This is a genomic window from Streptomyces sp. B3I8 (genome assembly GCF_030816915.1).
In the GTDB taxonomy this organism is placed as follows: domain Bacteria; phylum Actinomycetota; class Actinomycetes; order Streptomycetales; family Streptomycetaceae; genus Streptomyces.
Genome location: NZ_JAUSYN010000002.1, coordinates 1534310 through 1557953, shown reverse-complemented (window position 1 = coordinate 1557953; position 23644 = coordinate 1534310). Strand labels below are relative to the sequence as shown.

Sequence of the window (23644 nt, the reverse complement as noted above, 5' to 3'; positions counted from 1 at the left end):
GCGCACCCGGCTCCGCGCCCCAGCAGGGGGCGCGGAGCCGGGCCGTTGCACGGACCGGTCCGCCCGGCGGGCGAGAATTCCGCGCTCGCACCACAACCGTCCGGCGATCACGACCGTCAAGTAAGGGTGGCGCGCACGCGACTCGCGTCGCGCTCATGGCCAACCGGTGAAGACCCCGCTTCAACGGGTGCCACCCGGCGGCGGGTTGCCGTAGGGTCGCCTGCGGCACGGTGCCCGCGGGCACGGTCGAGCACCGGTACGGAGCAGACGGACGGTCGTCCACGGGAGGGGCGCACTCTATGGCGGCGCATTTCGGCAGGAGGCTCCGCAAGGGAGCGGCAACCACCGCGCTCGCGGCGGCAGCAGTCGCGGCTCTGTCCGCGTCCCAGGCCCCCGGAGTGACCGCCGACGACCACGGCAGACGGACGACCGGCGCCGCCCAGGACGCCCCCGACGTGAACGGCGACGGCACGGCGACCGGCGACGGCCACTACTACACCGACCTGCCCCCGCTCGACAGCCCCACCCCGTCCCCCGGCGACGACAAGGCGTCCGGTTCGAGCGGTGCCGGTGACGACTCCGGCATCCCCGCCACGGTCCTCGACGCCTACAAGAAGGCCGAGGCCGAACTCCGCGAGTCCAAGCCCGGCTGCAACCTGCCCTGGCAACTCCTCGCCGCCATCGGCCACGTGGAGTCCGGTCAGGCCCGCGGCGGCCGCGTCGACGCCCAGGGCACGACCTACTCCAAGATCCTCGGCCCCGTCCTCAACGGCAGCGGCTTCGCCCACATCTCCGACACCGACCACGGCGCCTACGACGGCGACAGCACCTACGACCGTGCCGTCGGCCCCATGCAGTTCATCCCGTCGACCTGGGCCTGGGCCGGCCGCGACGGCAACGACGACGGCGTCAAGGACCCCAACAACGTCTACGACGCCGCCCTCGCCGCCGGCCACTACCTGTGCCGCGCCGACCGTGACCTGTCCGTCCAGGCGAACCTCGACGCCGCGATCCTCAGCTACAACCACTCGCAGGACTACCTCAACACCGTCCTGTCCTGGCTGGAGTTCTACCGCAAGGGCACCCACTCGGTGCCGGACGGCACGGGCACCCTGCCCCGCCACCGAAGCGACGGGAGCGGCGGCCCGGGCAGCGGCACCGGCTCCACCCCGCTTCCGCCGGTGACCTCCACGAAGCCGTCGGCGCACCACACCACCAAGCCCGGCCACTCCGGCTCGGGTTCCGGCTCGCACTCCGGCTCCGACTCGGGCGGCAAGCCGTCCACCGAGCCGTCGAAGCCGAGCACACCCCCGGCCGGCCCGCCCCCCACGCCGACCGACACGGTCGACCACCTCGACGACGCCGGCACCGGCACGTTGACCGCCAGGGCGGGCGGCACGTTCGACAAGAAGATCGCGGTCCGCCCGGAGACCAAGGCGGGCACGGCCGTCGCCAAGGTCCGGGTCCGCTTCGTCGTCGTCGGCGACACGGACGCCACCTTCACCGGCGGCGAGAAGACCGCCACCGTCGTCACGGGCGGCACCGGCACCGCCACCGCGCCCGCCCTCGTGGCCGGCGAGAAGACCGGTGACTTCACCGTCCGGGCCCTGGTCGTGGGCCGCACCGTGGCCGCCCTCGACCACACCGCGACCGTCACCGAGCGGACGGCCGACGCCCTCGCCCGTGTCGGCGACACCCCCCTGACCTGCACCCCCGGCGGCGAGTTCGCCGAGCAGATCCAGCTCGCCGCCACCTACAAGGGCGCCGCTCCCGGCAAGGTCGCCGCCACCGCCACGCTCATCAGGTCGGCGGACGACGCGACCGAGAACGACAAGGGCCCCTACTTCAAGGACCCCGACAGCACGGCCGACGACGCCGACAAGAAGCCCGTCCGCACCCTCGCGGGGCTGACCACCGACGCCGACGGCGTGCTGAAGCTGCCGAAGCTCTACGCCGACGACACCACGGGCACGTTCCTGCTCCGCGTCACCACGGCGGGCGGCGCGACCGTCACGCTCGAACTGAAGGTCGCCGCGGCGGCGTCGTAGACCCCGCGTCTCCACCGGCCGGCCGGTGGAGACGCGAGGCCGGCCGGTGCCTCAACGGCGCGGTCGCGCCTTGGTGTGCCGGGTCGGCTCCGCGGTCGCCGGGTCCTCGGGCCACGGATGCTTCGGGTAGCGGCCGCGCAGCTCCGCCCGCACGGCCCGGTAGCCGTCCCGCCAGAACGAGGCGAGGTCGGCGGTGACGGCGGCCGGCCGCCCGGCGGGGGAGAGCAGGTGCACGAGCACCGGCACCCCGGCGACCACCGGCGAGCTGTGCAGCCCGAACATCTCCTGCACCTTCACGGCGAGCACCGGGCGCTCCGGATCGCCGTAGTCGACACGGATCCTGGACCCGCTGGGCACGGTGATCCGCTCCGGGGCCAGCTCGTCCAGCCGGGCCGCCTCGCCCGAGGCCCACGGCAGCAGCCGGGCCAGTGCCTGCCCGGCGTCGATCCGCGCCAGGTCCGCCCGCCGCCGGGCGCGGCCCAGCTCGGGCTCCAGCCACTGCGTCACGCGGGCGTGCAGCGCCTCGTCGGACACGTCCGGCCAGGGCTCGCCGCGCCGCAGCCGCAGGAACGCCAGCCGCTGCCGCAGCGCCACCGCCTCCGGCGACCACCGCAGCAGCCCCAGCCCCTCCCGCCGCAGCCCCGCCAGGAGCGCCTCGCGGACGGGTCCGGGCGCGGGGTCCGGCAGCGGACGCGCCGTCAGCCCGATCGCCCCCAGCCGCTCCACCCGCTGTGCCACGACGTCCCCGTCGGCCCAGCGGACCTCCTCCTCTTCCGTCCGCAGCGCAGCGGCCGCCTCCCGGGCCACGTCCTCGTGGACGGCGGCGGCGAGCCGCACGCGCGCGTGCCCGCCGCCCGTCGGCCGGTCGGCGACGGCCACCACGATCCACGGCGCCCCCCGCAGCGCCGACCCCTCACCCAGCTCGGCCCGCGTCCCCGACGCCATGAGGTACGACCCGCCGTCGAGCCGGGCCACCCGCTCGGGAAAGGCGAGCGCGACGGCTCGTCCCACCATGCCGTCGTCCCCCGCCCCGGCGGCCTCGGCGACCCGGCTCCGCTCACCGGCCCCCGGGGCTTCGGCGGTCCCGTTCCGCCCCTCGCTCCCCGGGGGTTCCGTGCCCCCCGGGGCTCTGGCGGCTCTGTTCCGCCCGCCGCGTTCCGTCGCGGCCGCGCGCAGCCGCCGCACCTCGCTCCGCCACCGGGCCGCGTACGCGTCGCCCCCGCGCCGGGCGGTGCGCAGCGCGCCGGCCAGGTCGTCGCCGTACGCCCGCGGCACCTCCTCGGAGAGCAGTGCCACGACCTCGGCCGCCGCGCCCGAGGTGTCCAACAGGGCGCGCCCCAGCCGGGGATGCAGTCCCCACCGCACCAGCCGCGCCCCCCGGCCGGTGGCCCGCCCCCGGGGGTCCACCGCCCCGACGGCGGTCAGCACCTGGCGGGCCGCCGCCATGGCCCCGCCCGGCGGCGGGTCCAGCAGCGCCAGCCCCGAGGCGTCGGGGTCGCCCCAGCAGGCGGCCTGGAGCGCGAACGCGGTCAGGTCGGCCACCTTGATCTCCGGCGCCGGGAAGGACGGCAGCCGGACGTCCTCGGCCTCCGCCCAGCACCGGTACACCGCCCCGGGCGCCTCCCGCCCCGCCCGGCCGGCCCGCTGCCGTCCGGCCGCGCGGGAGGACCGTACGGTCGTCAGACCGCTCAGCCCGCGCGCGTGGTCGACGCGCGGCTCCCGCGCCAGCCCCGCGTCCACGACCACCCGCACCCCGGGCACCGTCAGCGACGACTCGGCCACCGACGTCGCGAGGACCACCCGGCGCCGCCGGCCCGGGGACAGCACCGCGTCCTGCACGGCCGCGGGCGCCCGCCCGTGCACCTGCAGCACGTCCACCGGCCCCAGGTCCCCCAGCAGCCCCGCCACCCGGGCGATCTCCCCGGTACCGGGCAGGAAGCACAGGACGTCGCCCGGCCGCTCGGCCAGCGCCCGCCGCACCACCGACGCCGTGTGGGACAGCAGCGCCGGGTCCACCCGCATCCCGTGCGGCGGACGCACGGGCCGGGCCGGCGGCGCCCAGACCACCTCCACCGGATGGGACACCCCCGCGGCCTCGACCACCGGGGCCCCGCCCAGCAGTCGCGCCCACCCCTGCGCGTCGGTCGTCGCCGACGCCGCGACCAGCCGCAGCTCCGGGCGCAGCGTCCCGCGCACGTCCAGGAGGAAGGCGGCGGCCGTGTCGGCGTCCAGGTGCCGCTCGTGGCACTCGTCCAGGACGACGACGTCGACCCCGGGCAGCTCCTGGTCGCGCTGGAGCCGCTGCAGCAGGACACCGGTGGTGACGACCTCCACGCGCGCGTGGCGGCCGACCACGCGCTCCCCGCGCACGGTGAACCCGATGTCGTCGCCGACGTCCTGGCCGAGCAGCCACGCCATCCGCCGTGCCGCCGCCCGCGCCGCGATCCGCCGCGGCTCGGCCACCAGCACCCGGCGCGCGGGCCCACCGCCCACCAGTCCCGCCAGCACCAGCGGCACCAGGGTGGTCTTGCCGGTGCCGGGCGGCGCCACGAGCACGGCGGTGCCGTGCCCTTCTAGGGCGTCGTGCAGGGCGGGCAGGGCCGCGCGGACGGGCAGCGCCTCCAGGGCGTCGTCACGGATCACGCCCCCAGTGTCGTACGGGCCTCGTGTGCCGGTACGGCCCCTCCGCTCAGTCCCGCTCGCACACGAAGATCGCCGTACCGGGGATCAGGCCGCCGCGCAGCGGGGACCAGCCGCCCCACTCGGAGGTGTTCCAGGACGGCCACTCGGGCTCGACCAGGTCCACCAGCCGGAAGCCCGAGGTCACCACGTCCCGGACGCGGTCGCCGAGTGTCCTGTGGTGCTCGACATAGACCGCGTCGCCCTGCTCGTCCTGCTCCACGTAGGGCGTGCGGTCGAAGTAGGAGGCGGACACGGTCAGCCCCTCGGGGCCGGGCTCGTCCGGGAAGGCCCAGCGGACCGGATGGGTCACCGAGAACACGAAACGGCCGCCCGGCCGCAGCACCCGGCGCACCTCGCGCAGTACCAGTCGCGGGTCGGCGACGAAGGGCAGCGCCCCGTACGCCGAGCACGCGAGGTCGAAGGAGGCGTCGGCGAAGGGCAGTACGGCGGCGTCGGCGCACACCAGGGGGAACTTCGCGCCGATGCGCAGCGCGTGCTGGAGCTGGCGGTGGGAGAGGTCGAGCGCGACCGGGCGGGCGCCCTGCGCGGCCAGCCAGCGCGAGCACTGGGCGGCGCCGGCGCCGATCTCCAGGACGTCACGGCCGGCCAGCTCCTCCGCCGGGCCGAGCAGTTCCGCCTCGATCTCGTCGAGACCCTCCGGGCACCAGACGAAGCGGTCGTCACCCAGGAACGTGCCGTGCTCGACCTGGTACTCGTCGGCGTTGCTGTCCCACCAGCCGCGGTTGGCGCGGGAGCTCTCCGTCACCCCCGCGACACGCCGCGTGGCCTCGGGTTCGAGCTGTTCGGACTCTTGGATGATCGGCTCCCTCGTCGTACTCTTCCGTCACATCTCGGCGCCGCCGTCCCGGCGGTGCCCGTGAAGGTGCCGCCGATGCCGCGTGGCCTCCCAGGACGGCAATTGTGCCGGGAATGCGCTGATCCGCCCCGGGTGTGCGCCTTCGCGCATTGACCCTGCCCGGCTGCCCCCGTATGCTACAAGTTGCGCTGCGGGCCTGCGCACCTCAGACGTAGCAGGTCGCGCTCGCATCTGTTGTATGTCCCCTCGGTTCTCGAGGTGCCTCGCGTTGTCGCGGGGTGCTTCCTTGGCTGTCCGGCTTCTGCAGAGCGAAACGGGCTCCCGGCGTAAGCAGTACCTACGACTTCAATGTCCGTACCGGAGCCCTTTCCCACATGACGAGCAGCACCGAGACCACCGCCACCACCCCGCAGGTTGCGGTCAACGACATCGGTAACGAGGAAGCCTTCCTCGCCGCGATCGACGAGACGATCAAGTACTTCAACGACGGCGACATCGTCGACGGCGTCATCGTGAAGGTCGACCGGGACGAGGTCCTGCTCGACATCGGTTACAAGACCGAAGGTGTCATCCCGAGCCGCGAGCTCTCGATCAAGCACGACGTCGACCCCAACGAGGTCGTCGCCGTCGGTGACGAGATCGAAGCCCTTGTTCTCCAGAAGGAGGACAAGGAAGGCCGCCTGATCCTCTCGAAGAAGCGCGCCCAGTACGAGCGGGCCTGGGGCACGATCGAGAAGATCAAGGAAGAGGACGGCATCGTCACCGGTACCGTCATCGAGGTCGTCAAGGGTGGTCTCATCCTCGACATCGGCCTCCGTGGCTTCCTGCCGGCCTCCCTCGTCGAGATGCGCCGCGTCCGCGACCTCCAGCCCTACGTGGGCAAGGAGCTCGAGGCGAAGATCATCGAGCTGGACAAGAACCGCAACAACGTGGTCCTGTCCCGCCGTGCCTGGCTGGAGCAGACCCAGTCCGAGGTCCGCCAGACGTTCCTCACGACCCTGCAGAAGGGTCAGGTCCGCTCCGGCGTCGTCTCCTCGATCGTCAACTTCGGTGCCTTCGTGGACCTGGGTGGCGTCGACGGCCTGGTGCACGTCTCCGAGCTGTCCTGGAAGCACATCGACCACCCCTCCGAGGTCGTCGAGGTCGGCCAGGAGGTCACGGTCGAGGTCCTGGACGTCGACATGGACCGCGAGCGCGTCTCCCTGTCGCTGAAGGCGACCCAGGAAGACCCGTGGCAGCAGTTCGCCCGCACGCACCAGATCGGCCAGGTCGTGCCCGGCAAGGTCACGAAGCTGGTCCCGTTCGGCGCGTTCGTCCGTGTGGACGAGGGCATCGAGGGTCTGGTCCACATCTCCGAGCTGGCCGAGCGCCACGTGGAGATCCCGGAGCAGGTCGTCCAGGTCAACGACGAGATCTTCGTCAAGGTCATCGACATCGACCTCGAGCGCCGTCGCATCAGCCTCTCGCTGAAGCAGGCCAACGAGGCCTTCGGCGCCGACCCGTCGGCCGTCGAGTTCGACCCGACCCTGTACGGCATGGCCGCGTCCTACGACGACCAGGGCAACTACATCTACCCCGAGGGCTTCGACCCCGAGACCAACGACTGGCTCGAGGGCTACGAGACCCAGCGCGAGGTGTGGGAGACCCAGTACGCCGAGGCGCAGCAGCGCTTCGAGCAGCACCAGGCGCAGGTCATCAAGTCCCGCGAGGCGGACGAGAAGGCCGCTGCCGAGGGCGTCGAGACCGCTGCTCCGGCCGCGTCCGGCGGCGGTGGCGGCGGCGGTTCGTACTCTTCCGAGGGTGGCGACAACTCCGGTGCGCTCGCCTCGGACGAGGCGCTCGCCGCGCTGCGGGAGAAGCTGGCCGGCGGCCAGAGCTGAACCCCGGCCACGCGTCGGCCCCCGGCCTGAGCGCCCGTCGCTGAGGTCGGCCGACCGAGCCGAACGGAAGGCCCGCACCCCTCGGGGTGCGGGCCTTCCGCGTTCCCTGCCGTCCCTACCCTCTCTTCGCCGCCTCCGGTACGTCGGCCGCCCCCGAGGGCCGCCCGTTCCCTCCGCGGACCCGGCTCCGGAGCCCGGGAATGCCGGTGTCCCGTGCCACGTTGTCTCCTGTTGGACACGAGGAGGAGCGGTCACAGTGCTTGATCCGCAGAGTTTGTACGCATGGGAGCCGAAAGGCCTGGCCGTCGTCGACATGGCGCTCGCGCAGGAGTCGGCCGGACTTGTCATGCTCTACCACTTCGACGGCTACATCGACGCCGGCGAGACCGGCGACCAGATCGTCGACCGTCTGCTCGACTCGCTGCCCCACCAGGTCGTCGCCCGCTTCGACCACGACCGGCTCGTCGACTACCGCGCCCGTCGGCCGCTGCTGACCTTCAAGCGCAACTCCTGGACCGATTACGACGAGCCCACGATCGACGTGCGTCTCGTCCAGGACGCCACCGGAGCCCCCTTCCTGCTGCTGTCCGGCCCCGAGCCGGACGTCGAGTGGGAGCGTTTCGCCGCGGCCGTGGGGGAGATCGTGGAGCGGCTCGGCGTGCGTCTCGCCGTGAACTTCCACGGCATCCCGATGGGCGTCCCGCACACCCGCCCGGTGGGCCTCACCCCGCACGGCAACCGCACCGACCTGGTGCCGGGCCACCGCAGCCCCTTCGAGGAGGCGCAGGTACCCGGCAGTGCAGAGGCGCTCGTCGAGTACCGCCTGGCACAGGCCGGACACGACGTACTGGGCGTCGCCGCGCACGTCCCGCACTACATCGCCCGCTCTCCGTACCCGGACGCCGCGCTCACCGTCCTGGAGGCCGTCACGGCCGCGACCGGACTGGTCCTGCCGGGCGTCGCGCACTCCCTGCGCACCGACGCCCACCGCACCCAGACGGAGATCGACCGGCAGATCCAGGAGGGCGACGAGGAACTGGTCGCCCTGGTCCAGGGGCTCGAGCACCAGTACGACGCCGCGGCGGGCGCCGAGACGCGGGGCAACATGCTGGCCGAACCGGTGGACATCCCGTCCGCGGACGAGATCGGGCAGGAGTTCGAGCGCTTCCTGGCGGAGCGCGAGGGCGACGGCTGACGCTCCCTCCCGGCGGAGCGGGCCGACAGGGGTGATCCGATGATCCGATAGCCTGCGGACGGCCGTGGTCAGTCGGCATCCGCCGTGGCGCGGACGCACCGACGGGCTCTGCCCGCGGTATCCATCAGGAGTCGGCATGTGGTCCCCGCCGGTGCGGGAGTGGGTGAGGTGAAGGCGCGGTCATGCTGTCCGTGGGCCTGACCGGCGGAATCGGCGCCGGCAAGAGCGAGGTGTCCCGACTGCTCGTCGCATGCGGCGCGGTACTGATCGATGCGGACCGCATCGCCCGCGAGGTCGTGGCCCCGGGTACGCCCGGACTAGCGGCGGTTGTCGAGGCCTTCGGCGAGGAGATCCTCGCCGAGGACGGCAGCCTGGACCGCCCGCACCTCGGTGCCGTCGTCTTCGCCGACCCCGACCGGCTCGCGGTGCTCAACTCGATCGTGCACCCCCTGGTCGGCGCCCGCTCCCGCGCACTCGAGGCCGCCGCGGCCGAGGACGCCGTCGTCGTCCACGACGTGCCGCTCCTCACCGAGAACGGCCTCGCACCCCTGTACGACGTGGTGGTGGTCGTCGACGTGGACCCCGCCACCCAGCTCGACCGGTTGGTCCGGCTGCGCGGCATGAGCGAGGAGGACGCCCGCGCCCGCATGGCCGCCCAGGCTTCCCGCGAGCAGCGCCGCGCCGTGGCGGACGTCGTCGTCGACAACGACGTGCCCTTGCCCCAACTGGAGCGACGGGTTCGGGAACTGTGGGACGACCTCGTCCACCGCGCGCGGCGCACGGCAGCACCGGCCACGGAACAGCCGCCCCGCCGGGGCGTTGAACCACCCCAGTGAGGGAAGGACATCGTCGTGCCCGAAACAAGCGGTTCCCGTGGACGGACTCCCGAAACGGACGTGATCGACTTCCGTGCCGCCGAGCAGCTGCTCGCCGCACGCGACCCACGAGGCGCCGTCAAACTCCTCGACGACGTCATAGGCGCGCACCCCGAGAACACCGCGGCCCGGCTGCTGCGCGCCCGCGCCTTCTTCGCCGCCGCTCAGCTGCGCCCTGCCGAGCTGGAGTTCAGCATCGTCCTCGAACGCGAACCGGACAATGCCTTCGCCCACTTCGCGCTTGCCCGGACCTACGAGCGGCAACTGCGACCCGAGCAGGCCAAGCGGCACTACCGTCTCGCGGCGGCCCTCGACCCCAACCCGCGCTACCTGGAAGCCGCCCGCTTCGACGCGTGACCCGGGGCGGGCCGGGCCCCGGCCCTGAGGATCAGCGTGGCCCCTCCGGTGGCCGGTAGGGCGGGATGTCGCGGCCCGGCTGCCAGTGCGGACCCTGCCGGATGTGCCGCACGACCACGATCAGGTCGACGGTCACGATCAGCCACAGCCCGGCACAGACGGCGGCCCAGCCCGGCCTGCCCGCCAGCACGAGCGCGACCGTGCCGCCGATCGTCCATACCTCGCCCCAGACGCTCAGCCAGAATCGCATCCGCAGCGGACTGCGGGCCGTCGTCGGTTCACTGCCCGTACGCATCGGCCTCACCCCTTCCCATTGTCGCGCCCCGGTGTCGTGTTCCCTCGTCGAACATTCACTCCCACGAGTGACGGGCGGAGGGGAACGGGTGCGCGCCGCCCGTCCGTTCTCCGTTCATGAAGCAGCAGATGCGAGCGGGACACGAGGGGACGGGGCCCGGAGCGATCACCCCGGACGGCTGCGCGGTCGAGCTGTACGCACGGCTGCCCGTGGGGGAGGAGCCGGACATCATCGCCGCGGCGGTGCCGCCGGGAGCGCGGATCCTGGAGCTGGGGTGCGGGGTGGGGCGGATGACCCACCCCCTGCTGCAGCGCGGCTTCCGGGTCACGGCGGTGGACGAGTCCGCGGACATGCTGGAGCGGGTCCGCGGGGCCCGCACGATACGCGTCCCGATCGAGAACCTGCGGCTCGACGAGACGTTCGACGTGGTGCTGCTCGCCTCCTACCTCGTCCACGCGGGGGACGAGGAGGTGCGGCGCGGCCTGTTGCGCACCTGCGTGCGGCACGTGGCGGCGGACGGCTGCGTGCTGATCCAGCGGGAGGGCGAGGACTACCACACCGACCTGCCGCGGGAACGGGTCGACCCCAGCGGGTTCACCGTGCGCATACGCTCCGCGGAGCCGGTCGGTGACGGCGTGAACGAGGTGCGTGCGGAGTACGAGTTCCCGGACGCGACATGGACGCAGACGTTCCTGGCACGGCCCTTGACCAAGGAGCGGTTCGAGGAGGCGCTCGCCGAGGCCGGACTGCGCGTGGACCGCTACCTGACGCAGGACCAGGTCTGGGTACGGACGGTGCCGGTCTAGGGTCTTTCGTTTGGATCAGGCCGGCTGGGAGGCGCGGTGCGTCTTCGACCGACCCGGGCGGGGTTTGGTGCGTGCGGCTGCGAGGCGGAGGAGGGCGCCAGGGCGGAGCCCCGGCAACCGACGACAACGCCGCACAGGCGCGTGCCGGACCCCGCGACGCCGGAATGATCCGAACGAGAGGCCCTAGCCCTGCCGTCACCTTCCCGTCGTCCACCCGGCAGGTGGGCGGGCCCGGCAGGTGGGACGGTCCGGTAGGCGGGACGGGCAGTCGGGCAGGCCCGGCAGGCGGGGAGGTGGCGATTGGGCCGGGGCGGGGTGCCGTACTGCCCGCCGTGTACGTCGGCCTCGGGGGAGGGCGACGTGGACCTCAGTGGGCCCCCGGCTCGGCATCCCCCGCGGCCGCGGCCCGCAGCCGGTCCAGTTCGCGCCGGTCGCGCTTGGTGGGGCGGCCGGCGCCGCGGTCGCGGACGGCGACCGGCGCGACCGCCTCACGGGGCGGCGGGGGCGGACTGTTGTCGACGTAGCACTCGGCCGCGACGGGGGCGCCGACCCGCTTGCGGATCAGACGCTTCACGACGACGATCCGCTCGCGTCCGGCGGCCTGCCGCAGCCGCACCTCGTCGCCGACGCGCACCGCATACGCGGGCTTGACGCGTTCGCCGTTGACGCGGACGTGCCCGCCCCGGCAGGCGGTCGCGCCCATCGAGCGGGTCTTCACCAGACGCACGGACCAGATCCAGCTGTCGATCCGCACACTCTCGCCCCCGGCGGGCCGGGCCGCCACAGCGGCGGCCACGGCATCGGCGTGGGTTCCGGTGCCATGGGCGGCGCCGGTGTCTCCCGCTCCGCCCTCGGGTTCTCTGCCTTCGGATTCTCTGCCCTCGGAAGCCATGCTCCCGACCTTAGTGAACTCGGCGGGGCGGCGTTCCACGACCACGGGATGTCCGCCTCGGAGGAGGGGCGTCCGGCGCTCCCTCCACGACCACAGGCGACCGGGTCCGTCGTCCGCGTCGTACGCCCGGCCGTCCTCCTGCACCGCGCAAGGGCGGGGTCAGGCGCGTGGCAGTACACCCAGCAGCGTCGAGGTGAAGGAGATCAGCAGGGCTTCACGCAGTTCCATGTGGAGGACGCCGAGGGCGGGCTCGTCCGCGTAGGCGGTGAGAAGGCTGGGCGGCGGCGGGACGTAGGTCGACAGGGCGCCCGCCGACGCGAGGCCCATCAGACAGAACATCGGCGCTTCGTCGCCGAGTTCGGGCACGTGGCGGCGGAGCAGGTCGGACATGGCCGTGAGCTTCGCCAGGGAGGACCGCTTGTGCCGCTTGACCACCTCGACCGAGACGTTGCGTTCGAGGACACCGCCCTGTGCGCCGAAGAGGTCGCACAGCACCGCGCGGTTCGCCAGTGTCCGGCTGAGGATCTCGGCCAGTTGGCGTGCCCGTGTTTCCGGCGACGCGCCCGCCTCGACACCCGCGGCCAGCTCGTCCGTCAGCTCGGCGATCCAGCTCTCCAGGAAGGAGTCCAGGAGTTCGAGCAGCACCGCCTCGCGCGACTCGAAGTACCGCAGAACGTTTGATTTGGCCAGGCCCACCCGGCGGCTGATCTCGTTGAGGCTCACCTCGGCGACGGGCATTTCCTCGAGCATCGCCGCCACCGTGTCCAGGATCGCCCGACGGCGGATCTCCCGCTGCTCCTCGCTTCGCGCCCGCTGGAATGTCACGCCCTCAGCCTAGCTTAAAGACCGCCGGTTCCTTGACAGTAGACCGCCGGTCTCTTATTGTCCTTCGGTAACAGACCGATGGTTCTTTAGGAGTGGGTCATGACCGAGAACTGGACCGAGCAGCACATCCCCGATCAGCACGGCCGGGTGGCGATCGTGACCGGCGCCAACACAGGACTGGGCTTCGAGACGGCCCGGACGCTCGCCGCCCGGGGGGCGAGCGTCGTCCTGGCCGTCCGCAACGTCGAGAAGGGCAGGCGGGCGGTTGACCGCATCACCGGCGACGTCAGCGTCCAGGCCCTGGATCTGACCTCCCTGGACTCGATCAGATCCGCGGCGGCCGACCTGCGCGCCGCCCACCCGCGCATCGACCTGCTGATCAATAACGCCGGCGTGATGTACACCCCGCGCCGGACCACCGCCGACGGCTTCGAGCTGCAGTTCGGGACCAACCACCTCGGCCACTTCGCCCTCACCGGCCTGTTGCTGGACCGGCTCCTGCCGGTCCCGGGCTCCCGCGTCGTCACGGTCAGCAGCACCGGCCACCGCATCCGGGCCGCCATCCACTTCGACGACCTGCAGTGGGAACGTTCCTACGGTCGCGTCGCCGCCTACGGCCAGGCGAAGCTCGCCAACCTGATGTTCACGTACGAACTGAACCGCCGTCTCGCGGCACATGGCACCACGGTCGCGGTGGCCGCCCATCCCGGCGTGTCCAACACCGAACTCATCCGCAACGCGCCCGCGGCGCTGCGGGTGCCCGTCACCTGGGTGGCGCCGCTGTTCACGCAGAAGCCCGAAATGGGGGCCCTGCCCACCCTGCGGGCCGCTACCGATCCGGCGGTCCGCGGCGGCCAGTACTACGGACCCGGCAACCGCAGCGAGACCCGAGGTCATCCGAGGCTGGTCGCCTCCAGCCCCGCCTCCCACGACGAGACCGTCCAACGACGCCTGTGGGCGGTGTCCGAAGAACTCACCGGCGTGACGTTCCCCAGGCGGTGAGGCGATGAGGCGGTGCTCCCGGCAGGCGCGGGGTGTGGCTCTCCGTGAGTCGGAGGCGGCCTCTACGGTGGAGGTATGGACGGCAGCACACCGGACGCACTGGACGCACTGGACGAGCGGATCGCCGACTGTCGGGCGTGCCCACGACTGGTCGCCTGGAGAGAGGAAGCGGCCCGTACCCGGCGGGCCGCGTTCGCCGACTGGACGTACTGGGGGCGGCCGGTGCCGGGCTTCGGACCGCCCGATGCCGCGCTGCTGGTGGTCGGGCTCGCCCCGGCGGCCCACGGCGGCAACCGGACCGGACGGATGTTCACCGGCGACCGCTCCGGGGACGTGCTGTACGCGGCGCTGCACGAGGTCGGGCTGGCCTCGCAGCCGACGGCGGAACGGATCGGCGACGGGCTGGAGCTGTACGGTGTGCGGATCACCTCGCCGGTGCACTGCGCCCCGCCCGCCAACAGGCCGACCCCACTGGAACGGGACACCTGTCGGCCCTGGCTGGTCCAGGAGCTCACACTGCTCCGTCCGACGCTGCGAGCGGTGGTGGTACTGGGCGCGTTCGGCTGGCAGGCCGCACTGCCGGCCTTCGCCGAAGCCGGCTGGACGGTGCCCCGCCCCCGCCCGCCCTTCGCCCACGGCGCCCACATCCGGTTGGACCGGGCCGACGGCTCTCTGGAACTCTTCGGCTGCTTCCACGTCAGCCAGCGCAACACGTTCACCGGCCGACTCACGCCCGACATGCTCCGGGAGGTGTTGCGCACGGCGGCCACGTCGGCCGGGCTGCCGGCCGCCCCGCAGTCCGGCGGACCACCCGCCGACGGTGCCGATGGGAGGCACCGAGCATCGGGAGACATGGAGCACAAGGAGACGGGCGTCACACAAATACGGTGAACGAGTGTCAACAACATCTCAGTACCGTCACGTCCGAAGACCTATACCCTGTCCCAGGCGTTTAACTCTACGGACCACAACCGTTTCCGGGAGAGGTTCCGGGGAGTACGGCGCGTGACACGGAGGTGTACAGGTGAACGGGAGAACGGTGCTTGAGCGGTTCCCCGCCGGCGGGCCTCGCGGCTCGTGGCCCGCGGAGGAGTTCGCGCAGGCGCGCCGTATGGAGGGGACTCCCGCCGAGGTCGTCATGGACCTCGCCACGGACACTTTCCTCGTGATCGTGCGCGCGGCGGAGGCCGTGGTCGACTGAACGGCGCCGCTCGGCCCGGCCCGGTTCCCCGGGCCGGGCTCGGCAAAGCTGCCGGAGGACCGGTCGCGGGAGGCGCGGCGCGCGCCGTGCCGGGCGGGACTCAGGCGCTGAGGGGCCCCGACCACGCCGGGGTCGCCCCTGTGACCCGGCACAGCGCCAGGTAGAGGGGGATCGGCGGGGTGTACGGAAGGGTGCCGTGCGGGCGGTGGATCAGCTCCACGGGGCCGGGTCCCGCACCGGAGCCGTGCGGCCGGCGGGTGACCACCGCGCCCGCCGCGTAGTGGGCCGGCGCCGGCCACTCCAGGGCCACGTCGGAGTCGGACGGCACGATCCACCACCAGTGCGCGCGGTCCGCGTACACACAGCCGACGCGGGGGAGCCGGGGCATCAACTGGGCCCCGAGGGCGGCCGGCACCGCCACCGCGTCGCAGCCGAGCGGCAGTGTCATGCCGGCCGGGATGGGCAGCCGATCGGGCGCGGGGGGCGTGCGCCGGGTGCTTCGGAGACCGACCAGGGTGGCCAGGGTCAGTACCCGGGCGCCGTGACGGCCGCCGGAGGAGGCGCCCGTCACATCCATACGGACCTCATGTCCCTAAGCGCTTCCGCCTCCTCGCCCCGTCCGCCCTCGGCCGGGGGCTTCTTGGCGCTCCACCCCAGATCGGCGCGCGGGGCGGGAGGAGAGGTGGTGCGGTCGCCGGGAGCGGGCCGCGACTCGGGGCCGCCCCTGGTGCGGGTGCCCTGAACGCCGGGGCCCGGAGCGTCGGCGGCCGGGGTTCCGGCGGAGCGGCCCGGACCGGAGTCGGCGGCGCCGGAACCTGCGGGGCCGGCGTTCATGCGGCTGGAATTCGCGGGTGCGCCCGTGGGCCGGGGGTCCGGGGAGTCGTACCTCCCGGTAGGCCGGGCGTCCCCTGTGGAGAAGTCGGCGGCCTCGGGGGAGTCGGGGTGGGACCTGTCGCCGGAACACGACAGGTCCCCCCGGGTGACCGAGACCTCGGCCCGGCGCGGAAGCTCCGCCCAGACCAGCAGTCCCGGCCCGGTCTCCTGGGCGCCCCAGGCCCGGCACAGTGCCTCGACCAGGAGCAGACCCCGGCCGTGCTCCTCCTCCGGTCGGCGCGGGGAGGGATGCGGTTCGCCCGGGGCGCAGCCCTCGTCACGCACGGCTATGCGCACCAGTTCGGGGTCGTCGCGCAACTCGCACACGACGTTCTCGCTGGCAGTGTGCACGATCGCGTTGGTGACGAGTTCGGAGACGACCAGGGCGGCCGAGTCGCAGGTGTCCCCGCAGGCCCCCCAGTCACTCAGCCGCTGCCGTGTCAGCTGCCGGGCCCGTGCCACGGAACCCGGATGTGCGGACAGCTGGAAGCGGAACCGGTGTTCTGCGTTCGCCTCGGGGCGTACCCCTGGGACGACGTGCAGACCCTTCCGGTCCTCGGCGTCTGTTTCTAAACGCGCGGGCGGAGTCACGCTTGCCACTATCTCCCCGTCGGATGCACTTGGCAAGAGTCACTCTGAAAATTGCAGAGTGCTGTGTGCGCTTCGAAGAGGGCGTGGCACACTGCTCGCAACAGCACGCCGAGCGGCGCCAGTTGGAACCTCTGCACGGAACGTGGTCACGCGGGCATGGAGCGTTGCTTTCCCGCCCGGAGGACCGTTTCGACCCATCGTTCGAACAAGAGCGGGGAGGTCTCCGAAAGGCGCCGCCCGGCCTGTCCGGACCAGGAAGAGGGGGCGAGATGAGCGAACCGCGGTCCGCGCCGACGGTCGGACAGGTCGTCCTCGGCCGGCGCCTGCTCGACCTGCGGGAACGTGCGCACCTCAAGCGTGAGGAGGCCGCGCGCATCCTGCGCGTCGCGCCCGCCACCGTTCGCCGCATGGAGACCGCCGAGGTCGCTCTCAAGATCCCGTACCTTCAGCTCCTGCTGCAGGCGTACGGGGTCGAGGAGGAGGAGGCCCAGGCGTTCGTCCGGCTCGCCGAGGACGCCAACAAGCCCGGCTGGTGGCAGCGCTACCACGACATCCTGCCGGGCTGGTTCTCGATGTACGTCAGCCTGGAGGGGGCCGCGGCCCTCATCCGCTCGTACGAACCCCATTTCGTCCCCGGCCTGGTACAGACCGAGGACTACGCCCGCGGCGTCCTGAAGTCGGGCGCCGTCGGCCAGACCAACCCGGAGGAGATCTCGCGGCACGTGGCGGTGCGCTTGCGCCGTCAGCAGCTGCTCACCCGCGAGGACGCGCCCCACTTCTGGGCCGTGATGGACGAGACCGTACTGCGCCGACCCGTCGGCACCCCGGAGGTGATGCGCGCCCAGATCGACAAGCTGCTCGAACTCGGCGAGCTGTCCAACGTGACGCTCCAGGTGATCCCGTTCTCCTCGGGACCGCACCCGGGCACCTACGGGCCGTTCGTCCTCTTCCGGTTCGCCATGCCGGAACTCCCGGACATGGTCTACAGCGAGTACCTGACCGGCGCGGTCTACCTCGACTCGCGCTCCGAGGTGGCTACCCACCTCGAGGTCATGGACCGCATGGCGGCCCAGGCCGCCACGGCACAAGGCACGAAGAAGATCCTCGAGGATCTTCGCAAGGAGCTGTGAATGGACCGCATCACACACGACCGCGTCAACATCAAGCAGGACCGCCGCACCGCGGCCGGCTCCCTGACCCGGCGCGTCTACAACGGCATGCCCGCGCGGGAACTGGGCAGTGAGGGCTGGCACAAGCCGTGGAGCGGCGGGAACGGAGGCAACTGCCTGGAGGCCATGAAGCTCTCCGACGGCCGCATAGCCGTCCGCCAGTCCACGGACCCCGACGGACCCGCGCTGATCTACACCTCCGCCGAGATGACCGCCTTCATCCAGGGAGCGAAGGCGGGTGAGGCCGACTTCCTCCTCTCCTGACGTGCGTCCCGAAGGCCCCGCCGACGGCCTTCCCGACGGACACCGGCCCGGCCGTTGCCCCGGGACCCTGCCTGATCATCCCGTCCCTCCCGATCAGCCCACTCACGCTGATCACGAGCCGTCGCACCACCCCGATCGCTTCCTTCGCCGCTTTGACTGATCGTCTGCTGCTAAACGATGTTGAGTTGACCCGCCGGAACACCCGCCGGAACACCGCGTGCACCACCGGCCCGGCCGCCCCCGCCCCCGTATGGCTCTGCCCTTCGGGGCGCGCTCGGGCGTGCCGTGCCGGCGGGGCATCATGGGCCGTGTGCGACTCGAAGCGATCACCTGGGAGCGCCTCGCCGAGGCGCTCGCCGACCGTCTGCTCGACCTGAAGCCGGAAGACGGCGGCTCCTGGCCGCGCGTCGCGGTGGACGGAGCTCCGGCCGCGCGGCCCGGCGCGCTCGCCGAGCGCGTCGGCGAGGCGCTCCGGGCGCGCGGCCGTCCGTCCCTCGTCGTCGCCGCGGAAGGGTTCTGGCGCCCCGCCTCACTACGGCTCGAACATGGACACCACGACCCCGACTCCTACTACGACGGCTGGCTCGACACCGGCGCCCTGTGGCGCGAGGTGTTCGGGCCCCTCGAACCCGGCGCCGGCGGCCGCGTCCTGCCCGATCTGCGGGATCCGGCCACCGACCGGGCCACCCGCAGCCCCTACGTGTCGCTCCCGCCCGGCGGGGTGCTCCTGCTGCACGGCCCCTTCCTGCTGCGCCACTGGTTCCCGTTCGATCTGACCGTCCACGTCCTCCTCTCCGCCGGCGCACTGCGCCGCCGCACACCCGAGGCCGAGCACTGGACCCTGCCCGCCCACGCGCGCTACGCGGCCGAGACGGACCCGGCCGGCACCGTCGACGTACTGGTCCGCGCGGACGACCCCCGGCACCCGGCGTGGAACGGCACCGGCTGAGAGAAGACGGCCCGCGCGGGCGGAGCGGGGCGAAGCCACCCCGGCCGACCGGGCCCGACCCAGCGGCTACGGCCGACCCGGCACGGTCGGGTGACCGCAGCGGGCGGAAGCGTCGGCCGAGCGACTACGGCCGACCGACTGCGGGACCGGGTGCGGCCGAGCGACGGCGACCAGCCGGGTAGGTCCGGGCGCCCCGCGGCCGGCCGTACCCGGGTCACAGCCAGCCGTTGCGTTTGAACCCCCGGTGCAGGACCAGGCAGGCCACCCCCACCACGGCCAGCGCGAGCGGGTAGCCGAACCGCCAGTGCAGCTCCGGCATGTGGTCGAAGTTCATGCCGTACACGCCGCACACCATCGTCGGTATCGCGATCAGTGCCGCCCAGGCCGTGATCTTCCGCATGTCCTCGTTCTGCGCGACGCTGACCTGGGCGAGATGCGCCTGCAGGATCGAGTTGAGCAGTTCGTCGAACGCGGATATCTGCTCCTTGGCCCGCTGCAGATGGTCCGAGACGTCCCGGAAGTACGCCTGTATCTCCGGGTCGATCATGCGGCTCGGCCGGGTGGCCAGCTCCTGCACCGGCCGGTCGAGCGGTATCACCGCCCGCTTCAGTTCGAGGAGCTCGCGCTTGAGCTGGTAGATCCGTCCCGGATCCGCCCGGGCGCCGTTCTCCGCGAAGACGTCGGTCTCGACCTCGTCGATGTCCTCCTGCACCGCGTCGGTGACACTCAGGTAGTCGTCGACCACGTGGTCCGCGACCGCGTGCAGCACCGCGGCCGGGCCCTTGGCGAGCTGCCGCGGGTCGGCCTCCAACTCCTCGCGCATCGGTCCCAGTGAACCGTGCATCCCGTGCCGGACCGTGATCACGAAGGAGGGGCCGACGAAGACCATGAGCTCGCCGGTCTCCACCACCTCGCTCGTCGCGGTCAGCTCCTTGTGCTCGACGTAGCAGACCGTCTTGAACACCGCGAACAGCGTGTCCCCGTACCGCTCCAGCTTCGGGCGCTGGTGGGCCTCCACCGCGTCCTCGACCGCCAGCGGGTGCAGGCCGAAGAGTTCGGCGATGCCGGCGAACTCCCGGTCCGTCGGTTCATGCAGGCCCAGCCAGACGAAGCCGCCGTCGCCGCGGCCTGCCCGCTCCACCGTCTCTGCCAGGTCCCGCCCGCCGGGGATGCGCACGCCTTCGCGGTACGCCACGCAGTTCACGACCGCGGAGCCCAGCGGCGACCGGACGGGATGGCTCAGGTCGACCCGTCGGCGCCGCCGCGTCAGCCCGGCCATCCTGCGCAGCCCCCCGACCCTGTCGAGGCCCGTGACCTTCCGCAGATTCCCCGCCATGGACATGTGGTTCTCCCCGTACGGCTCGCTCGCGTCGCACTTCGCGTCGCCGCGGCAAGTCTGCCAGCACTCCCGAATCACCGTGCAAGCCTGTGGATAACTGTCATTCCGCTTCTGTGCGGCAGCTGTTGCGCTCCCGTGACACGGTCGGGCGGCGACGGTCGACGGCAGCCGAGGAGGGCCGAGGGCGGTCGGCCGCGGGCCGCAACCCTCGTCGGCGCCCCTCCCCGTGCCCGCGAGTCGGCCGGCTGGGATCATCGCCGGCATGAAGCGAACCGACGGATACCTCCTCGGCAACGGCCAGACGGAGGCGGGCCGACGTTTCGCCGCGCTCGCCACCCTGTTCGACCCCGGCACTTTCCGGCACATGGAGAACCTCGGCATCGGGCCCGGATGGCGCTGCTGGGAGGTCGGCGCCGGCGGCACCTCGGTGATCTCCTGGATGGCCGAACGGACCGGCCCGTCCGGCAGGGTCGTCGCCACCGACATCGACACCTCCTGGGCCACCGCGGCCGCCCGGCACCCGATCGAGGTGCGTACCCACGACGTGGGCGCCGAGGAACCGCCCGGCGACGGTTTCGACCTGGTGCACGCCCGGCTCGTCCTGGTGCACGTGCCCGACCGGGACCGCGCCCTGCGCGCGATGATCGACTCCCTGCGCCCCGGCGGACACCTGCTCGTCGAGGATGCCGACCCCGCGCTGCAGCCACTGCTGTGCCCCGACGAGTACGGTCCCGCGCAGGAACTCGCCAACAGGCTGCGCAGGGGCTTCCGCTCGCTGCTCGCCGAACGCGGCGCCGATCTGTCTTACGGGCGCAGGCTGCCGCGGCTGCTGCGGGAGGCCGGGCTGAAGGAAGTCCAGGCGGACGCGTACTTCCCGATCACCTCGCCCGCCTGCACGGACCTCGAGGCGGCCACGGTCCGTCAGGTCCGCGACCGCCTCGTCGCCGCCGGACTGGCCACCGACGAGGAGATCGACCGGCATCTCGCCAACCTCGCTACCGGGACGATGGACCTGGCCACGTCCCCGATGATCTCGACCTGGGGGCGCAGGGAGTAGGCCGCAGCCCGGTCGCGGGGGGTTCACCCCGCCCGGCCCTCGCCCGGTGGCCGTCCGCCCACCTCGCCCACGGCCAGGGCCCCGGCCCGGCAGCCCTCCCGCGCCGCCGCCACCGGATCCGCACCCGTCAGCAGGGCGGCGAGAAACGCTCCGGTGAAGGCGTCCCCCGCGCCCGTGGTGTCCCGGACGGCGGCGGGCAGCGCCCGGACCCGGCCCCGTACGGCTCCCGACGCGGCCACCAGCGCGCCCCGTGCTCCCCGCTTGGCCACGACCAGCGGGAACCGGCGGCTCAGCGCGACCGCCGCCTCCTCCGGATCGGACCGCCCGGTCAGCAGACAGGCCTCGTCCCGGCTGGGCAGCAGGACGTCGACGCCCTCGGTCAGCGTCAGGAACCGGTCTACTCCCAGCGCGGTGAGGAACCCCGCCGACGCGGGATCGAGGCTGACCGGCACTCCTCGTGCCCGGGCGTCCGCGACTGCCGCCGTCACCAGTGCCTCGCCCGGAGCGGAGAAGAGCAGATAACCCGACAGGTGCAGTCGCGCCACGCCGTCGAGCAACGTCGGTGACCAGTCCTCGGGCGCCAGCCGCAACGAGGCCCCGCTGTCCGTGAGGAACGTGCGTTCCGCGGAGGCATCCGTGTCCACCAGGCAGATCACGGTCCCTGTCGGCGCGTCCGGGTCGATGACGAGCCGGGGCCGCACCCCGCACGCCGTCAGCTCGCGCGCGTGCCAGGCGGCCGACTCGCTTCCCACCCTGCCCAGCAGCCGTACGTCGGCCGGGCCCCAGCGTGCGGCCCAGCACGCCACGTTGGCGCCCGCTCCGCCCGGCACGGTCCGGATCACGGCGGCCGTGTCGGTGCCGGGCGCAGGCGGCCCCCGATGCCGGACCACGACGTCCGTCACCACGTCACCGACGACCAGCAACGCCCCGCATGAGTTCCCTTCCCCCACCCCCCTGATCGTGCCGTCCGCGCGTCCGGTCCGACCGCTCACGCCCCGGCCCAGACCGAGGCGATCCGGGCCGCGAGCCGCACATTGCCCCGCACCGCCGCCAGGTTGGCGGCGAGTGAGGCGCCGTCGGTGTGCCGTACCAAGTGGTCCAGGAGGAAGGGCGTGACCGCCTGCCCGGTCACGCCCCGCGTCTCGCACGCCCGCAGCGCGTCGGCCAGCACACGCGCGTGCAGTGCGGGATCGAGCTGCTCCTCCTCCGGGACCGGATTGGCCACGATCAGCGCCGAGGCGGGCCCGCGCAGCGAGGTCTGGGCCCGCATCACCGCCGCGACCTCCTCCGGGGAGTCCAGCCGCCAGTCGACGGTGTGGCCCGAGTCGGACAGGTAGAAGCCGGGGAACCGGTCCGTGCCGTACCCGGCCACCGAGACGCCCAGGGTCTCCAGCCGCTGCAGGGTCGCCGGGACGTCCAGGATCGACTTCACGCCCGCGCACACCACGGTGATCCGGGTCCGCGCCAGCAGCGCCAGGTCCGCCGACTCGTCCTGCGTCACCGTCCACTCCCGGTGCACCCCGCCCAGACCTCCGGTGGCGAACACCCGTACGCCCGCGAGTGAGGCGAGGAGAGCCGTGGCGGACACCGTTGTGGCGCCGCTCGCGCCGGCCGCGACCGTGAGGGGCAGGTCCCGGTGGCCCAGTTTGCGGATGCCGTCCTCGTGGGCGATCCGCTCCAACTGGTCCTTGTCCAGACCGACGTGCGGCTGCCCGTCGAGCACGGCGACGGTGGCCGGGGTCGCGCCGCCCGCGCGCACCAGGTCCTCCAACTCGTGCGCGACGCGCAGGTTGCGCGGGCGCGGCAGCCCGTGCGCGATGATGGTGGACTCCAGCGCGACCACCGGCCGGCCCGCGACGAGCGCTTCCCGTACCTCTTCGGACACCACTAACACGCACTGCCTCCCGTCGTCGGTTCCTGCCTCATCTCTGGCGGGCGCCGCACCCCGCCAAACGTGCGGGCGCGAGGAGGGTCAGAAAAGCGGTTGGGGAAGTACCCCTTCCAGCGCCAGCAGTGTGCGCTTGGTCTCCAGCCCGCCGCCGAAGCCACCGATGCCGCCGTCGCTCTCCACCACCCGGTGGCAGGGCACCACCACCGGCAGCGGATTGGCGCCCATCGCCAGTCCCACGGCCTGGGCCGCCCCGGGTCGGCCCACCCGCCGGGCCAGGTCGCCGTACCCCACCACCGAGCCGTACGGCACCTGGGAGGCCAGCGCGCGCAGCACCTGACGGGAGAAGCCGGAGACCAGCGACCAGTCGAGCGGCAGTGTGAAGTCCCGCCGCCGGCCCGCGAAGTACTCCTCGAACTGGGATATCGCCTCGGCCAGCGGCGGGGCGGCGGCATCCTGGAGCGGCTCGCCGCCCAACCGGGCCGAGAGCCGCTCCAGTGCCCTGTCGCGCACCGTGTCCGTGGCGTGGAACACGACGTTCACCAGGCCGTCCCCGGTGGCGGCCAGCAGCAGCGGGCCGATGTGCGTGCGGAGCACCGTCCAGGAGGCCCGCCGCGGGGCACCGTCCTCACCGTTCAT

24 protein-coding genes are annotated in these 23644 nt (G+C 72.9%); 13 read left to right on the top strand and 11 right to left on the bottom strand.

The features are described from left to right. Positions 1 to 299: 299 nt before the first annotated feature. Positions 300 to 2048: a lytic transglycosylase domain-containing protein gene (locus QFZ64_RS09225; RefSeq protein ID WP_307064235.1), complete on the top strand. Its 1749-nt coding sequence runs from the start codon at positions 300 to 302 to the stop codon at positions 2046 to 2048. A gap of 51 nt (positions 2049 to 2099) precedes the next feature. Here the strand turns inward: QFZ64_RS09225 and hrpB are convergent, their stop codons facing one another. Together hrpB and QFZ64_RS09215 are read right to left on the bottom strand one after the other, a co-directional pair. Continuing rightward, entirely contained in the window at positions 2100 to 4691 is a 2592-nt protein-coding gene (gene hrpB / locus QFZ64_RS09220) for an ATP-dependent helicase HrpB (protein WP_307064232.1), read from the bottom strand. Positions 4692 to 4737: 46 nt separating this feature from the next. Beyond that, the gene (locus tag QFZ64_RS09215) at positions 4738 to 5550 is read right to left on the bottom strand and encodes a class I SAM-dependent methyltransferase (protein ID WP_307071627.1); all 813 of its coding nucleotides are present in this window, start codon (positions 5548 to 5550) and stop codon (positions 4738 to 4740) included. Positions 5551 to 5921: 371 nt separating this feature from the next. Between QFZ64_RS09215 and rpsA the strand changes: the two genes are divergently transcribed. The 4 genes from rpsA (at position 5922) to QFZ64_RS09195 (ending at position 9854) form a co-directional block, all read left to right on the top strand. Next, positions 5922 to 7427, top strand: a complete 1506-nt coding sequence (gene rpsA, locus QFZ64_RS09210) for a 30S ribosomal protein S1 (protein WP_307064230.1) — start codon at positions 5922 to 5924, stop codon at positions 7425 to 7427. A 256-nt stretch (positions 7428 to 7683) separates the two neighbouring features. Then, the gene (locus QFZ64_RS09205; protein WP_307064228.1) at positions 7684 to 8622 is read left to right on the top strand and encodes a PAC2 family protein; all 939 of its coding nucleotides are present in this window, start codon (positions 7684 to 7686) and stop codon (positions 8620 to 8622) included. 182 nt (positions 8623 to 8804) lie between these two features. After that, positions 8805 to 9458, top strand: a complete 654-nt coding sequence (gene coaE / locus QFZ64_RS09200) for a dephospho-CoA kinase (protein WP_307064226.1) — start codon at positions 8805 to 8807, stop codon at positions 9456 to 9458. Between the two features lie 15 nt (positions 9459 to 9473). Continuing rightward, on the top strand, positions 9474 to 9854 hold the full coding sequence (locus tag QFZ64_RS09195) for a tetratricopeptide repeat protein (RefSeq protein ID WP_307064224.1): 381 nt from the start codon (positions 9474 to 9476) through the stop codon (positions 9852 to 9854). 31 nt (positions 9855 to 9885) lie between these two features. Here QFZ64_RS09195 and QFZ64_RS09190 read toward each other — a convergent pair whose 3' ends face one another. Next, on the bottom strand, positions 9886 to 10149 hold the full coding sequence (locus QFZ64_RS09190) for a DUF6343 family protein (protein WP_307064222.1): 264 nt from the start codon (positions 10147 to 10149) through the stop codon (positions 9886 to 9888). A gap of 128 nt (positions 10150 to 10277) precedes the next feature. On the opposite strand from QFZ64_RS09190, the gene QFZ64_RS09185 reads away from it, so the two are divergent. Further along, positions 10278 to 10955, top strand: coding sequence for a bifunctional 2-polyprenyl-6-hydroxyphenol methylase/3-demethylubiquinol 3-O-methyltransferase UbiG (locus tag QFZ64_RS09185; protein WP_307071626.1), 678 nt, complete (start codon positions 10278 to 10280; stop codon positions 10953 to 10955). Between the two features lie 367 nt (positions 10956 to 11322). Here QFZ64_RS09185 and QFZ64_RS09180 read toward each other — a convergent pair whose 3' ends face one another. Then, a complete protein-coding gene (locus QFZ64_RS09180; RefSeq protein WP_307064221.1) occupies positions 11323 to 11847 on the bottom strand; it encodes an RNA-binding S4 domain-containing protein in 525 nt (174 codons plus the stop codon). A 159-nt stretch (positions 11848 to 12006) separates the two neighbouring features. Beyond that, the gene (locus tag QFZ64_RS09175) at positions 12007 to 12672 is read right to left on the bottom strand and encodes a TetR/AcrR family transcriptional regulator (RefSeq protein ID WP_307064219.1); all 666 of its coding nucleotides are present in this window, start codon (positions 12670 to 12672) and stop codon (positions 12007 to 12009) included. Between the two features lie 99 nt (positions 12673 to 12771). Between QFZ64_RS09175 and QFZ64_RS09170 the strand changes: the two genes are divergently transcribed. The 3 genes from QFZ64_RS09170 to QFZ64_RS09160 all read left to right on the top strand — a co-directional run bounded on the left by QFZ64_RS09170 (position 12772) and on the right by QFZ64_RS09160 (position 14875). Next, complete coding sequence (locus tag QFZ64_RS09170) at positions 12772 to 13674, top strand: SDR family NAD(P)-dependent oxidoreductase (protein ID WP_307064217.1); 903 nt, start codon at positions 12772 to 12774, stop codon at positions 13672 to 13674. A gap of 75 nt (positions 13675 to 13749) precedes the next feature. Continuing rightward, positions 13750 to 14565 (top strand): uracil-DNA glycosylase, encoded by an 816-nt coding sequence (locus QFZ64_RS09165; RefSeq protein ID WP_307064216.1) that lies wholly within the window; start codon positions 13750 to 13752, stop codon positions 14563 to 14565. A 133-nt stretch (positions 14566 to 14698) separates the two neighbouring features. Then, positions 14699 to 14875: a hypothetical protein gene (locus QFZ64_RS09160; RefSeq protein WP_307064214.1), complete on the top strand. Its 177-nt coding sequence runs from the start codon at positions 14699 to 14701 to the stop codon at positions 14873 to 14875. A gap of 100 nt (positions 14876 to 14975) precedes the next feature. Here the strand turns inward: QFZ64_RS09160 and QFZ64_RS09155 are convergent, their stop codons facing one another. Together QFZ64_RS09155 and QFZ64_RS35315 are read right to left on the bottom strand one after the other, a co-directional pair. Then, a complete protein-coding gene (locus QFZ64_RS09155) occupies positions 14976 to 15452 on the bottom strand; it encodes a hypothetical protein (RefSeq protein ID WP_307064213.1) in 477 nt (158 codons plus the stop codon). Then, positions 15443 to 16210: an ATP-binding protein gene (locus QFZ64_RS35315; RefSeq protein WP_373430729.1), complete on the bottom strand. Its 768-nt coding sequence runs from the start codon at positions 16208 to 16210 to the stop codon at positions 15443 to 15445. The genes QFZ64_RS09155 and QFZ64_RS35315 overlap by 10 nt, the downstream gene beginning before the upstream one ends. A gap of 398 nt (positions 16211 to 16608) precedes the next feature. On the opposite strand from QFZ64_RS35315, the gene QFZ64_RS09145 reads away from it, so the two are divergent. From QFZ64_RS09145 to QFZ64_RS09135, 3 genes are all read left to right on the top strand, one after another. Next, the gene (locus tag QFZ64_RS09145) at positions 16609 to 17469 is read left to right on the top strand and encodes a helix-turn-helix transcriptional regulator (protein ID WP_307064211.1); all 861 of its coding nucleotides are present in this window, start codon (positions 16609 to 16611) and stop codon (positions 17467 to 17469) included. Positions 17470 to 17556: 87 nt separating this feature from the next. Next, the gene (locus QFZ64_RS09140) at positions 17557 to 17772 is read left to right on the top strand and encodes a DUF397 domain-containing protein (protein WP_307071624.1); all 216 of its coding nucleotides are present in this window, start codon (positions 17557 to 17559) and stop codon (positions 17770 to 17772) included. Positions 17773 to 18082: 310 nt separating this feature from the next. Continuing rightward, positions 18083 to 18721, top strand: a complete 639-nt coding sequence (locus QFZ64_RS09135; RefSeq protein ID WP_307064209.1) for a uridine kinase — start codon at positions 18083 to 18085, stop codon at positions 18719 to 18721. A gap of 214 nt (positions 18722 to 18935) precedes the next feature. Here QFZ64_RS09135 and QFZ64_RS09130 read toward each other — a convergent pair whose 3' ends face one another. Continuing rightward, on the bottom strand, positions 18936 to 20063 hold the full coding sequence (locus QFZ64_RS09130; protein WP_307064207.1) for a CorA family divalent cation transporter: 1128 nt from the start codon (positions 20061 to 20063) through the stop codon (positions 18936 to 18938). Positions 20064 to 20322: 259 nt separating this feature from the next. Between QFZ64_RS09130 and QFZ64_RS09125 the strand changes: the two genes are divergently transcribed. Next, positions 20323 to 21117, top strand: coding sequence for a methyltransferase domain-containing protein (locus QFZ64_RS09125; RefSeq protein WP_307064204.1), 795 nt, complete (start codon positions 20323 to 20325; stop codon positions 21115 to 21117). Between the two features lie 23 nt (positions 21118 to 21140). Here the strand turns inward: QFZ64_RS09125 and QFZ64_RS09120 are convergent, their stop codons facing one another. The 3 genes from QFZ64_RS09120 to QFZ64_RS09110 all read right to left on the bottom strand — a co-directional run bounded on the left by QFZ64_RS09120 (position 21141) and on the right by QFZ64_RS09110 (position 23644). Further along, on the bottom strand, positions 21141 to 22067 hold the full coding sequence (locus QFZ64_RS09120) for a carbohydrate kinase family protein (protein ID WP_307064202.1): 927 nt from the start codon (positions 22065 to 22067) through the stop codon (positions 21141 to 21143). A gap of 38 nt (positions 22068 to 22105) precedes the next feature. Beyond that, positions 22106 to 23011, bottom strand: a complete 906-nt coding sequence (locus QFZ64_RS09115) for a pseudouridine-5'-phosphate glycosidase (protein ID WP_307064200.1) — start codon at positions 23009 to 23011, stop codon at positions 22106 to 22108. Positions 23012 to 23089: 78 nt separating this feature from the next. Further along, positions 23090 to 23644, bottom strand: coding sequence for a methylated-DNA--[protein]-cysteine S-methyltransferase (locus QFZ64_RS09110; protein WP_307064198.1), 555 nt, complete (start codon positions 23642 to 23644; stop codon positions 23090 to 23092).